The sequence below is a fragment of the Streptomyces sp. NPDC028907 genome, from assembly GCF_055564995.1.
Genome location: NZ_JBVHVE010000009.1, coordinates 101317 through 114231, shown reverse-complemented (window position 1 = coordinate 114231; position 12915 = coordinate 101317). Strand labels below are relative to the sequence as shown.

Sequence of the window (12915 nt, the reverse complement as noted above, 5' to 3'; positions counted from 1 at the left end):
TCAGCTCACCGCCACTCGTCACCGCCCGCACGACCCCGTGCCGGCGATGCCTCCACCGCGGCCTGCCGTGGCCCATTCCTCCTCAGGAGCCGCTATGACTCACGCAGCGCAAGTCGACACAAATGCAGTTCCCGCCGACGGAACTCATCGGGAAAACACCCGTCCGCCTGTTTCCCGGCCCATGATCGGCGTGGGATTCCTCCTGATCGTCCTCTCCTACATGGTCAATGCGATGGACCGCCAGGTCTTCCCTCCCCTGCTGCCCAACATCCGTGAGGAGTACGGGTTCTCGCTGGAACAGGGCGGACTGCTGGCGACCAACTTCACCCTCGGCATGGCCCTGGCCGGGCTGCCTGCCGGCTATCTCCTGGACCGATTCCGACGCAAGACGGTACTGCTGGCCAGCATCGTGATCTACTCCCTGGGCACGATGGCCACGCCGCTGGCCACCGGTTTCGCCGACATGACCCTGTACCGGGTCGTGTCCGGCTTCGGTGAGGGCATGCAGTCCGCCGCCATCTTCGCGGCGATGGGCGCCTTCTTCGTCCAGCGGCGCGGCCTCGCGTTCGGCATCATCGGCATGGGCTACTCCGTCGGCGTGTTCATCGCCCCGCTGATCGGCGTCCACCTCATGGGCCTGCACGGCACCTGGCACTCGCCCTTCTACCTGTTCGGCACGGCGGGCCTTCTGATCGCCGCCGCCTGCCTGTTCCTCGTGAAGGCCGGTCTGACCGAGCACTCCACCGAGCAGGTCGTCTCGACCAAGACCTACGACCAGATGCCGGCCTCCGCCTACAACCGCAACACGGTCGCCCTGACCGTCCACGCCGTCGTCAGCGGTGTGGCCATCTACGGGTTCCTCGGGCTCTACCCGACGTACCTCATCACCTCGCTCCACTACTCCGCCGAACAGGCAGCGCTGGCGATGAGCTTCCTCGGCTTCGGCGGCATGACGGCTGTGCTCGGCGGCTGGCTCGGCGACCGCGTCAACCAGCGCAACCTGCTGATAATCAGCCTGCTGGCCGTCTCCACCATCAGCGTGTGCATCTACGAGACGCAGGCCCAGGTCGGCGTGCAGTGCGTGTTCGCCTTCCTGATGGGCGCGTTCGGGCTGGGCTTCGTCTACCCCAACACGAACAGCGCGATGCAGCGGGCCGTCCGTCCCGGGCAGATCGGACGCGCCTCAGGGCTCTTCGTCACGAGCTACTACGGACCGGCGGCGTTCTCGGGACTGCTCTTCGCCGCCCTCGTGGACTCCTTCGGCTGGAGCCAGGCAGGTCTGCTCCAGGTCACGTTCCTCCCGCTGGTCGGCGTCGCCGCCCTGGCCTTCGTCCGTCCCGCACTGTTCAACAACGCGGCCCACTGACGGCACACCGCTGACACCGAAAAGGGGCCTGCCCACCTCTGTACGGTGGGCAGGCCCCTTCGGGGCGGAAGCCGGCGGCCGTCCGCCGGTCAACGGCTCTCGGCCACGACCGGATTGCGCAGAACGCCGATTCCCTCGATCTCCACCTCCACCTCGTCCCCGGGGCGGATCGGCCCGACACCGGAAGGCGTGCCGGTCATGATCACGTCTCCGGGCAGCAGCGTCAGATGACGGCTGAGGTAGCTGACGATGTCCGGAACCGGAAGCAGCAGGTCAGCCGTGCTCGCCGACTGCAGGACGGCGCCATTCACACGGGTCGTCAGGGACAGCCCCGAAGGGTCGAGGTCGGTCGCGACGACCGGCCCGATAGGAGCGAAGGTGTCCTGGCCCTTCCCGATCAGAAGCGTTCCGTATTTGCTTTCCTTGCGCTGAACGATGCGGTCACTGACGTCATTCCCGCACGTATATCCGAGGATGAACTCATGGGCCGCCGAGGGCTTCACATGGCGGGCTTCCTTTCCGATGACGACGACCAACTCACCCTCGAAATGGATCAGTTCACCGTCCGCCGGATACACGATTGAATCCCCCGGCCCCACGACCGCCGTACTCGGCTTCATGAAGCACACCGGAACTTCGGGAATATCACGGTCGGTCTCGTCGACATGTGAGGCGTAGTTGTAGGCGAACCCGAAAATCCGGGGTTGGTCGACCGGCGGGAGAATGACGACGTCGTCGACCCGGTCGATGCGCCCTGTGGGGGACAACCCGGTGAAGGGGTCGCCCTCGAATCTGACGATGCTTGCGTCACCGTATTCGAGTTCGCCGTAGTGACGCACACCGCCGACGGCATACCTGACGATCCGCACGGACACCTCCGCAACTGGGCAGCCACGGGCGGCTGCACGGCCCATTCAGCAGTGCTAACGTTAGCACACACCCATGATCAAGCCCGGCGCCATTCACTCGCCGACCACGGAGCGCGACGACGGTGCTATCGTTGGCACACGGAAAGTGACGGCACCGGACCAGACAGTCGAGGGGATTCCTTACGTGATCACGACCAGGGACATCGCCGAGCGTCTCGGCGTCTCCGTGTCGACGGTGGGACGGGCGCTCGCCGACGATCCGCGCATCAGCGAGGAGACCAAGTTCCGAGTCAGGCAGGCCGCTTCCGAGATGGGGTATGTCGGCAATCGCGCGGCCCGGATGATGCGCGGAGCGTCCAGCAACGTGGTCGCGCTGGTGATCCCGGACATCCGCAACAGCTTCTACTCGACGATCGCGCACGAGCTGTCCAAGAACATGGAGGCCGAGGGCTTCCAGCTGATGCTCTCGGAAACCGACGACGACCGGACGGCGGAACTGCGCCATCTGCGTGAGCTGTCCGCGAACCGGGTGGCCGGCGTGATCATCGTGCCCACCGCGCGCCCGCACAGCGAGTCCGTCAAACTCCTGCGCACCCTGCCGCACTTGCAGCTGCTGCGCCGCCACGCGTCGCTCGGCTCCCAGTGGTTCGGTGTGGACGACCACGAGGCCCTGCGCCAGGCCACGGCCCACCTGGTGGCGCAGGGCCACACCCGCATCGCCTACCTCGGCGGTCCCGAAGAGCTGCCCACGGGCGCGGAGCGTCTGCGCGGCTTCCGCAGCGCCCTGCGCGAGGGCGGTCTGCCGGACGATGCCGGACGCGCGGAGCTGGGGCCGCCCTCGTCGATCGACCACGGCCGCGAAACGGTGCGCCGGATACTGAACGGGCCGGATGCGCCCACCGCGCTCGTGCTCGGATCGATCCAGCTCACCCTCGGTGTCCTGGAGGAGTTGTCCCAGCAGGGCGTCAAGGTGCCCGGGGAGCTGTCCGTGGTCGGCTTCGGGGACGAGCCCGGGTTCTCCTGGTGGGGGCCCGGACTGACCACGATCGGCCTGCCCATCCAGGAGATGGCCACCGGCTGCGCACTGTGGATGATGCGTCGCCTCAAGACCAAGCCGACCAACGACGGCCCGTACACGTCGGTCTCCCCCGGGTCGCTGGTCCTGCGCGGCAGCACGGCGCCACCTGACGGAAAGGCTCAGTCGAGGTCCACCTGAGGCATGGGCGACCTCGGCCACGACAGCGAAAAGGCGCCCGGAGCCATACGCTCCGGGCGCCTTCACGTTCCCGCCACGGGGCTACCGGGTCAGTACGTTTCACCGCGCAGCCGACGCATGACGGCCGCGGTGCGCACGAGCTCGTCGAGCATCTGCTCGGCCGCGGCCTCATGGATCTTGCCGGGCCGGAAGGCGCCGTCCTCGACGCGCTCGTTGACGAACGGGATGCTCACGGTCGGAGCGATCGGAAGCATCCTCAGATTCGCCACGACCTGCTTCGCCATCTGCACCGCGCGGGTGCCCGCCGAGACGCCCCCGTAGCTGACGAACGCGGCCGGCTTGTGCTGCCACTCCACGACGAGAAAGTCCCACGCGTTCTTCAGGGGGGCAGGGAAGCCTCCGTTGTACTCGGGGGTGACGAACACGAACGCGTCCGACGCGTCGACGATCCGGCTCCATGCTCGGGTGTGGCTCTTCGTGTACCTCTGCTGAGCGGGCGGATTCGGCTCGTCGAAGAACGGGAGGGCGAGTTCGCGCAGGTCGACCAGATGCGATTCGAACTGCTCGTGCTCCGCGACCCGGGCGGTGAACCAGTCCGCGACGGACCGGCCCACGCGCCCAGGGCGAGTGCTGGCCACAACTGTCGTGAGGGTCATGGGTGCCACAGGGGGCTCGGGTGTCATGTCGGTTCGCTTTCCGGTCGGCCGCGATCGGGCCCGGCGAACCCACGCTGCCTGTGCTGTCCGTCCGTCCAGGGAAGCACGGGCTCGCCGGAGTGCCTGCCATAGCGCCATAGGTGGCGCTATGGATTGTGCGAACGATAGCACTCGCGCTCCGGCACACCAAGAAGAGCCGAAACAGGCAACTCAACCCGGAGCCGGAGCCCTCTGCTCCCCCTTGACAGGACCACCATCCCCTCGCACGATTGCGCTATCGTTAGCACTGTGGGAGCCGCAACGGACGAGAGTGTCTGGCTCTCTCCATGTCACGCGCGCCCAGGTCGCCGCCGCCCTTCGGGCACCGGCCCCTCGACCTGACGCCGCTCCGGTTCACGGCGGACCGTCCGTACGCCTCCTGCTGTGGGGGACACCCCTCCCCTGGTGACAGGCGCGGGCGCCGCGCGGCTCCCCGATCGCCCGAACTCCGAAAGGTTGCACCGCCATGACAGACACGCGGATCGCCAAGCTCCACGGCCGCAGGGTGTGGGACTCACGCGGGCGACCGACCGTGGAGGTCGAGGTCCATGTCGCGGACGGCGCGATCGGCCGGGCCATCGCACCGGCGGGCGCGTCGACGGGGCAGGGCGAGGCCCTCGACCTGCGCGACGGCGGCAGCCGTTTCGGCGGACTCGACGTGCACCGCGCGGTCGGCTCGGTGAACCGGGAGATCGCGCCCGCCCTCCTGGGCCGCGACGCGACCGACCAGGAGGCCGTCGACCGGCTCCTGGTGCACCTCGACGGAACCCCTGACCGCGGCCGTCTCGGCGGCAACGCGATCGTGGCCACGTCCATGGCTGTCCTGCACGCCGCCGCCGCGTCTGCGGGCGTCCCGCTGTGGCGGCACCTGGCGGGCGGCCGGCCGGTCCGCATACCGCTGCCGGAGATCCAGATCTTCGGCGGCGGCGCCCACGCGGACCGCCGCGTCGACGTCCAGGACTTCATGGTGATGTGCCCAGCGGCCGGCAGTTTCTCCGAGGCCCTGGACTGGACCGCTGAGATCTACCGGGCGGCGGGAAGTCTGATGCGCCGGGCCGGGAAGGCCCAGGGTGTGGCCGACGAGGGCGGCTTCTGGCCGGCGTTCGACTCCAACGAGGAAGCGCTGGAGACGCTGACCCGGGCCATCGAGGCGGCGGGCTTCGCCCCCTCGACCCAGGTCGGCATCTCGCTGGACGTCGCGGCCTCGCAGTTCGGCACCGGAGGGCGGTACCGGCTGGCCCTGGACGACCGCACGCTGGACACCGCGGCACTGATCGACATGCTGGGCGACTGGATCGAGCAGTACCCGATCCTGTCCGTCGAGGACCCGGTGGGCGAGGACGACACCGACGGCATGGTGGAGTTCACCCGGCGTCACGGGCACCGCTGTCAGGTGATCGGCGACGACTACCTGGTCACGAACGCCAAGCGGGTGGCGGCGGCGGCCACCAGCGGGGCGGCGAACGCCGTCCTCGTCAAGCCGAACCAGGCCGGCACGATCACAGAGGCGTTCCAGGCCCTGCGCACCGGGAAGGACGCCGGCTTCGGCACCATCGTCTCGGCCCGGTCCGGTGAGACCGAGGACATCACCATTGCCCACCTGAGCGTCGGTTGGGACGCGGGTCAGCTGAAGGTCGGCTCGTTCACCCGCTCCGAGCGGATGGCCAAGTGGAACGAGGTGCTGCGCATCGAGGAGTCCCTCGGTGGATCGGCGGAATTCAGCGGATGGTCCGCCCTCACTTTCCCCGAATCCGGGCCTTCCGCGACCAAGCCGTAAATCCACCTCGAAGTATTAAAGTCACCGAAATAGAGAGCCGATCGGAGCACGGAGACCAGCATGCTGCCACCCGTCAATCTGCGCCCGAGTTTCAATATCACCCGCTCCAGCCATGTCCGGCTCACCGTCGCCGACCTGGCCGAGAGCCGGAACTTCTACGTGAAAGCGCTGGGTCTCGTCGTCAGCGACGAGGACGAGCGCACCTGCTACCTTCGCGGCCTGGCCGAAGCCTGCCACCACAGCCTCGTCCTGGAGCTCGACGAGGAGAATGCGGGCACCTGCCGGAGGATGGGCTTCCGGGTGTTCTTCGACGAGGACCTCGACCTCGCATACGCCTGGTTCCGGGAGCGCGGCCTGCCCGCCGAGTGGGTCGACGCCCCGTACCAGGGCCGCACTCTGCATGTGAGCGACCCCATCGGTACGCCGCTCGAACTGTGCGCACACATGGAGACCCGGCCACGGCTGCACATCGACTTCGCGCAGTACCGGGGCGCCCACGGACAGCGGCTGGACCACTACCAGATCTTCGCGCCCGACACCTACGAGCTGTGCGCCTTCTACAGCGAGCTGGGCTTTCGCAACTCGGAGTACCTGGAGCACGGGGACAAACTGCTCGGCGCGTTCATGTACCGCAAGGGCACCTGCCTGGACCTCGCGATCGTCGAGAACACCGGGCCCGCCCTGCACCACTTCGCCTACACCGTCTCCGAGAGCCGTGACATCTTCAGCGCCTGCGACTGGGCGGGCATCCTCGGCTACGGCGACGGCGTGGAGCGGGGCCCGGGACGGCACGGTCCGGGCGGGATGCTCTTCGCCTACCTCCGCGACCCCGACGGCCACCGGGTGGAGGTCTTCAACAGTCACTACCAGACGATCGACACCGAGATCGAGCCGGTGCGCTGGGACGCGGCATCGCTGAGCACCAACGCGCGCTGGGGCCTCCCGGCCCTGGAGAAGTGGTACTTCGAGGCGTCGCCCTTCGTCGGCGCGCCGCGGATCCCGCCGGCCGAGCCGCCGAAGCCGATGTCGCTGGAGCGGTTCCTGCTCGAGCAGCCCCTCCCCTGACCTTCCGTTCACCCCGTCCCCAAGGAGACGTCATGGCACGAGTTCCCTATCTGAGCCGCGAGGACGCGGACGAGTCGCTGAAGCCGCTGTACGACCGGCTGGAGACCGAACGCAAGGTACCGACGGCGAACATCTTCCTCGCCCTCACCAATGCGCCCACCCAGCTGGACGCCTTCCTCACCTACGCCAACTCGCTGCGGGCCGCCGATCTCAGTCCGAAGTTGCGCGAGCTGGCGATCCTGACCGTGGGTCACGCCACCCGGTCCGTGTACGAGGTCGCGCACCACCAGTCACACGGGCTGGGGGCCGGGCTCACCGAGCAGCAGCTCGCGGCGGTGGCCGACTTCGAGGCGTCCGACCTGTTCGACGAAACGGAGAAGGCGGTCATGCGCCTCGCCCAGGAGTCCACGCTCCAGGTCGACGTCTCCGAGGAGACATGGCGCGAGGCCGCCCGCCACCTGACGGACCGGCAGATGGTCGAACTGTCGTTGTCCATCGCCTGGTACAACTCCGGCGTCCGCATCATGGGGCTGCTGGACATCGACCTTGAGGACAACTACCCGAACCCGTTCATCAATTCGTAGCCATCGGCACCGTACGGCCATAAATTCAGGAGTATTTCAATGGCGAAAATGCTCGCTGCTCGACTGCACCGACTCGGTGAGCCGATGTCGGTGGACACGATCGACGTGCCCGCGCCGCGGCCGACCGACGTGCTGGTGCGGGTGAAGGCATGCGGAATCGTGCCGAACATGGCGAATGTGATCAACAACTGGCCCACCTGGTACCCGCACCAGCCGCTGCCCGAGCTCCCCGCGATCTTCGGTCTGGATCCGGCGGGCGTGGTCGAGGCGGTCGGCGAGGCGGTGCTCAACACCAAGCCCGGCGACCGGGTCTACGTGAGCCCGTTGCGATCCTGCGGCAGTTGCCAGGTGTGCCGGGGCGGTGAGCTCAGCCGGTGCCGCTACTTCACCCTGAACGGCTACTTCAGCACGTCACGCGACGGCCAGCGCATCTTCGACCTCTACCCCTACGGCGGGTTCGCCGAATACATGACGGCGCCGCAGTACTCGATCGTCAACATCCCCGACAACATGACGTTCGAGCAGGCCGGCAAGCTCGGCTACATCGGCACCTCCTACGGAGCCCTCAAGCACGCCGCGGCCGGTCCCGGCCAGGTCGCGCTGATCGACGGGATCACCGGCACCCTCGGCGTCGCCTCCACGCTCCTCGCGCTGGCTTCCGGTGTCTCCCGGGTCCTCGGCACGGGTCGCAACGAGGAACTCCTCAAGCGTGTCAAGGAGTTGGCCCCGGACCGGATCGAGGTCATGCGGCTGGGCGAAGGGTCCACCGGTGAGTGGGCGAAGTCCCGCACCGGCGGCGAGGGGGCGGACTTCGTCATCAGCGCGCTCGGTGCCAAAGCCCCGGTGGAGACGATGCTGGACTCCATGCAGGGCGTGCGCCGCGGCGGCAGGGTGGTCAACGTCGGCGGCGTGGCCGACCGGCTGCCCGTTGACGTGAAGTGGCTCATGGACGAGCAGGTCCAGCTGATCGGCTCCAACTGGTTCACCACCGCACAGGGCCAGGAGGTCGCCGACATGGTGGCGACCGGGACGCTGGACCTGTCGTATCTGATCACCAAGCCCTTCCCGCTGGCCGAGGTCAACGAGGCGATCTCGGGACGCGCCGCCGACCTCGACGGCGGATTCGGCAACTACGTCGTGATCCCCTGAACCCGCCGATCCACCCCACACCCACCCCGCGGCGGCCCTGTTCTGCCCTGACGCCGCCGCGGGGTGTCCCAGCAGACGGAGGAGACGATGGAACTGCGCTGGCTGGAGTCGTTCGTCGTCGTCGCGGAGGAACTGCACTTCGCGCGGGCCTCGGACCGGCTGCATCTCGCACCGTCGGCGCTCAGCGCCCAGATCAGAGCCCTGGAGTCACACCTGGGCGTACGGCTCGTCGACCGCGGACGGCGCACCCGGCCCTCCCTGACCAGCGCCGGGCGCCTCTTCCTCGAAGAGGCGCGGCTCACCCTCGCACAGGCCGCACGGGCCGAGGCGGTGGGCCGGCGTGCCGGGCGCGGGGAACTGGGGCACGCCCAGATCGCGTACGTCGCCTCGGCCGCCTTCTCCGGCGTACTGACCGACGTCCTGACCCGCTGCGCGGCCCCCGGCACCGAACTCACCGTGCAGGTCCGCGAGCTGGAGACACCGGCCCAGCTGGAGGCTCTGTCCTGCGGGGACATCGACGTCGGCTTCCTGCGCTGGCGACCGGAGTACCCACCAGAGGTCGCGACCACCTGTCTGCTCACCGAGCAGGTGGTTCTCGCGCTGCCGGCCGCCGCGCCACTGGCGGCGTACGAGGCGGTACCGGCGGCGCGGCTGCGCGACGAGTGCTTCGTGGCCCCGCACTTCGACGAGGAGTACGGCTGCCGTGACCAGATCCTCGAAGTGGCGGAGCAAGGGGGCTTCAGCCCGCGATGCGCTCCCCCGGTGCGGGACTTCATCGCGGCGTTGACGCTGGTGGGCGGCGGTCTCGCGGTGGCCCTCGTCCCCGATTCGCTGCGCCGCGTACGGATCCCGGGAGTGGCGTACCGGCCGCTGGCGGACGTGGCGCTGACGACCCGGCTGGTCGGCGCCTATCGCAAGGGGGAGGCCTCGCCCGCGGTGCGCGGAGTGATCCGCCGCCTCCGGGAAGCCGCCGCCGCCACGGCCACCACCTGAAGCACCGACCGCGGCAGGCGTCCGGCGCGAGCCTGACGCCTCGTCAGCATGCCGTCCGTCACCTGCTCCGGTCAGCCTCGAACCGACGCAGGTTTGTACGCGGATTCCGCACTGTTCAAGCAGGTCAGAGGCTGTTTTCCGGCCTACGCTCAACGCGGCAGCACCCACCGCGGCGGCGTCGGTCGACGGCCGCCCGACGCAGAGGCAGGCGAACAGCACATGACATCGATCAAACACGTGGGCGTCGTAGGCGCGGGGCAGATGGGCCGGGGCATCACCGAGGTGTGCGCCCGGGCAGGACTGCACGTCACGTTGTGCGACGTGACCGAGGACAGGGCCCGGGCCGGTCTGACGGGCGTGGCGGACTCCCTGCTGAAGGCGGAGCTGCGCGGCGCCATCGCGCCCGAGGACCGCGCACACGCCCTTGCCGGGATCTCGGTCACCGACGACCTCTCCCGCCTGTGCGGGGCCGACCTGGTCATCGAGGCGGCCGTCGAGGACGAGCGGGCCAAGACGGCGCTGTTCCGGCAACTGGGCGAGGTGGTCACGGACCCGGCTTCCGTGCTGGCGAGCAATACTTCGTCGATCCCCATCGCGCGGCTCGGCGCCGCGGCCGGGCGCCCGGAAGCGGTGGTCGGCCTGCACTTCTTCAACCCGGTTCCCGTTATGCCGCTCGTCGAGGTCGTCCCCTCTCTGCACACCTCGAAGGCAACGGAACTGCGTGTGCGCGCCTTCGCGAGCGAGATCCTGGGCAAGCAGACGATCGTCGCGCAGGACCGGGCCGGTTTCGTGGTGAACTCCCTGCTGGTTCCCTACCTGTTGGCGGCCGTACGCATGGTCGGCTCCGGCACGGCGACCGCGGAGGACATCGACACGGGGATGACCGCCGGCTGCGCTCACCCCATGGGCCCGCTGCGCCTGGCCGACCTCATCGGGCTGGACACCGTGGCGGCGATCGGCGAGGCACTCTACGAGGAGTACCGGGAACCGCTGTACGCCCCTCCCCCGCTGCTGCGCCGCATGGTCGAATCGGGACTGCTGGGCCGTAAGTCGGGGCAGGGGTTCTTCGAGTACCGGGCGGCCGACTACCGGGCGGCCTGAGGCACGTCAGGAGCTGCCCAGCTCACGCTGTTTCATCGCTGAGCCGGCCGTGACTGTTCGGCGGCCGACGCGAAAGCTCCCGACACCTCTGTGTCTGTGACAGGTGTCGGGAGCTTCCGCGTCGTAGTCCCCGGCGTCGGCCGAGCGCTCAGTCGGCTTGTTCGGCAAGCGCCTTGATGCCACGCAAGGTGGCCTCGATGTTCGTACGGAGTTCGGCGAGCCGGGAGGCCACGATCTCCTCCTCCAGCTCAGAAGTGCGGTCGATCACGAACTGATCCCGGAAACGGCCCGGCCCGATCCTGACGAACTGCCGCACGCCCGGCGGGCGGCCACTTCCTGGGTCAGCCGGGGGGCCACGGCGAACAGGTCGCCCACCACTGCGTAGTCGGCGAGGTCGAGGATCGGCGCCTCGGGGTCCTTGTTGACCGCGATGATCGTCTTGGAGGTCTGCATCCCTGCGAGGTGCTGGATGGCCCCTGAGATGCCCAGGGCGATGTACAGCTGCGGGGCGACCGACTTGCCGGTCTGCCCCACCTGGAACTGGTGCGGGTAGTAGCCGGCATCGACCGCGGCGCGTGAGGCACCCACCGCTGCACCCAGGGCGTCGGCCAGGTCCTCGACCACCCTGAAGCCGTCCGCCCCGCCGACACCGCGCCCGCCGGAGACGACGACGGTCGCCTCGGTGAGCTCCGGCCGGTCACCCGCGACCACTGCGCGACGGGCGGTGACGCGGGCGGACGCCGCAGGGTCGACCGGCGGCAGGGCGAGCTCCCGCATCCCGGGCTCCACGGGCCGCTCCCCCGGCTCGATGGAGCCCGGCCGCACCGCGATCACCGGCAGACCGTGGGTGACCTGGGCGCGCACGGTGTACGCACCGCCGAAGACGACCTGGGTGGCCACGCCGGACGAGTCCACGTCGACCGCGTCGACAAGCAGCCCGCCGTCCACCCGCGCGGCGAGTCGCCCGGCCACCTCCTTGCCGTCGGGCGTCGCGGAGACGAGAACGGCGGCCGGGGAGGCCGACCGCACCGCGAGTTCCAAGGCGTCGACGGCCGGCGTGGCGAGAAACTCGTCCGCTTCGGCGGATTCGGCCGCGTAGACGATCGTGGCGCCATGGCGGGCGAGGGACGGCTTGAGGCGTGCCGCAGTGCCGGGGCTTCCGACGACGACTGCGGCCGGGTCGCCCAACCGGCTTGCGGCGGCGAGGAGTTCGTAGGTGGACTTGTGGACGCGTTCCCCGTCGTGGTCGACGAGGACGAGGACATCGGGCATGGGTGCCTGCTTCTGTCGTGCTGCTGGGGAGGGGCGGTTCAGACGAGCTTCTGGGCGATCAGGTATTCGACGAGCTGCCGGCCCGCCGAGCCGTCGTCCATGACCCGGATCCCGGCGGCCCGCGCCGGACGCGGCACGGCCTCCAACACACGGGTGCGGGTCAGGAGGAACCCGGCACCGTCCGCGTCGGGGAACAGGTCGTCGAGGTCGACCGTTTCGACCGGCTTCTTCTTGGCGGCCATGATCCCCTTGAAGGAGGGGTAGCGCGGTTCGTTGATCTTCTCGGTGACGCTTACGAGCGCGGGCAGCGGTGCGTCGAGCGTGGCCTCACCGTTGTCGGTCTCGCGCTCCGCACGCACCCGTCCCGTATCCACGGTCAGCTCCCGCGCGTGCGTCAGCTGCGGCAGGCCGAGCAGGTCCGCGACGACGGCGGGGACCGCGCTCGCCTGTCCGTCGGTCGTCGCGTTGCCCGCGAGCACCAGGGCGACGTCCTCCACCGTCCGCACGGCGGCCGCCAGCACCTTCGCGGTGGTTACGACATCGGCGCCCTGAAGCCTGTCGTCACAGATGTGGATGCCTCGATCGGCGCCCATGGCCAGGACCTTGCGGATGGCGTCGAGCGCGGTGTCGGGCCCCATGGACACGACGGTGATCTCGGCGCCCACCGCCTCCTTGAGCCTGAGGGCCTCCTCCGCGGCCCGCTCGTTGATCTCGTCCAGGACGAGATCGGCGTTCTCACGGTCAAGGGCGTGGTCGGCCTCGGACAGGGTGCGTTCGGCGGCGGTGTCCGGGACCTGCTTGACGAGTACGACGATGTTCACGGTCGTC

12 protein-coding genes are annotated in these 12915 nt (G+C 69.1%); 8 read left to right on the top strand and 4 right to left on the bottom strand.

Annotated elements, in window-relative coordinates; translation table 11 throughout:
- The first annotated feature begins 181 nt into the window (after positions 1–181).
- Entirely contained in the window at positions 182–1366 is a 1185-nt protein-coding gene (locus ACZ4UU_RS27060; protein WP_471905952.1) for an MFS transporter, read from the top strand.
- A gap of 89 nt (positions 1367–1455) precedes the next feature.
- Here ACZ4UU_RS27060 and ACZ4UU_RS27055 read toward each other — a convergent pair whose 3' ends face one another.
- A complete protein-coding gene (locus ACZ4UU_RS27055) occupies positions 1456–2235 on the bottom strand; it encodes a fumarylacetoacetate hydrolase family protein (RefSeq protein WP_471905951.1) in 780 nt (259 codons plus the stop codon).
- Between the two features lie 184 nt (positions 2236–2419).
- Between ACZ4UU_RS27055 and ACZ4UU_RS27050 the strand changes: the two genes are divergently transcribed.
- Positions 2420–3451 carry a LacI family DNA-binding transcriptional regulator gene (locus ACZ4UU_RS27050; protein WP_471905950.1) on the top strand — a complete coding sequence of 344 codons (1032 nt, stop codon included), beginning with the start codon at positions 2420–2422 and terminating at the stop codon, positions 3449–3451.
- Between the two features lie 89 nt (positions 3452–3540).
- On the opposite strand, the gene ACZ4UU_RS27045 is transcribed toward ACZ4UU_RS27050, so the two are convergent.
- The gene (locus ACZ4UU_RS27045; protein ID WP_471905949.1) at positions 3541–4107 is read right to left on the bottom strand and encodes an NADPH-dependent FMN reductase; all 567 of its coding nucleotides are present in this window, start codon (positions 4105–4107) and stop codon (positions 3541–3543) included.
- 505 nt (positions 4108–4612) lie between these two features.
- On the opposite strand from ACZ4UU_RS27045, the gene eno reads away from it, so the two are divergent.
- From eno to ACZ4UU_RS27015, 6 genes are all read left to right on the top strand, one after another.
- The gene (gene eno / locus ACZ4UU_RS27040) at positions 4613–5923 is read left to right on the top strand and encodes a phosphopyruvate hydratase (RefSeq protein WP_471905948.1); all 1311 of its coding nucleotides are present in this window, start codon (positions 4613–4615) and stop codon (positions 5921–5923) included.
- Positions 5924–5983: 60 nt separating this feature from the next.
- A complete protein-coding gene (locus tag ACZ4UU_RS27035; protein ID WP_471905947.1) occupies positions 5984–6988 on the top strand; it encodes a VOC family protein in 1005 nt (334 codons plus the stop codon).
- A gap of 32 nt (positions 6989–7020) precedes the next feature.
- Positions 7021–7572 carry a carboxymuconolactone decarboxylase family protein gene (locus tag ACZ4UU_RS27030; protein WP_471905946.1) on the top strand — a complete coding sequence of 184 codons (552 nt, stop codon included), beginning with the start codon at positions 7021–7023 and terminating at the stop codon, positions 7570–7572.
- A 48-nt stretch (positions 7573–7620) separates the two neighbouring features.
- On the top strand, positions 7621–8721 hold the full coding sequence (locus tag ACZ4UU_RS27025; RefSeq protein WP_471905945.1) for an alcohol dehydrogenase catalytic domain-containing protein: 1101 nt from the start codon (positions 7621–7623) through the stop codon (positions 8719–8721).
- Between the two features lie 63 nt (positions 8722–8784).
- Positions 8785–9714, top strand: coding sequence for a LysR substrate-binding domain-containing protein (locus ACZ4UU_RS27020; RefSeq protein ID WP_471905944.1), 930 nt, complete (start codon positions 8785–8787; stop codon positions 9712–9714).
- 219 nt (positions 9715–9933) lie between these two features.
- Entirely contained in the window at positions 9934–10815 is an 882-nt protein-coding gene (locus ACZ4UU_RS27015; RefSeq protein ID WP_471905943.1) for a 3-hydroxybutyryl-CoA dehydrogenase, read from the top strand.
- 264 nt (positions 10816–11079) lie between these two features.
- Here ACZ4UU_RS27015 and ACZ4UU_RS27010 read toward each other — a convergent pair whose 3' ends face one another.
- Together ACZ4UU_RS27010 and ACZ4UU_RS27005 are read right to left on the bottom strand one after the other, a co-directional pair.
- Entirely contained in the window at positions 11080–12087 is a 1008-nt protein-coding gene (locus ACZ4UU_RS27010; RefSeq protein ID WP_471905942.1) for an electron transfer flavoprotein subunit alpha/FixB family protein, read from the bottom strand.
- Positions 12088–12125: 38 nt separating this feature from the next.
- Positions 12126–12908 (bottom strand): electron transfer flavoprotein subunit beta/FixA family protein, encoded by a 783-nt coding sequence (locus ACZ4UU_RS27005; RefSeq protein ID WP_471905941.1) that lies wholly within the window; start codon positions 12906–12908, stop codon positions 12126–12128.
- Positions 12909–12915 lie beyond the last annotated feature (7 nt).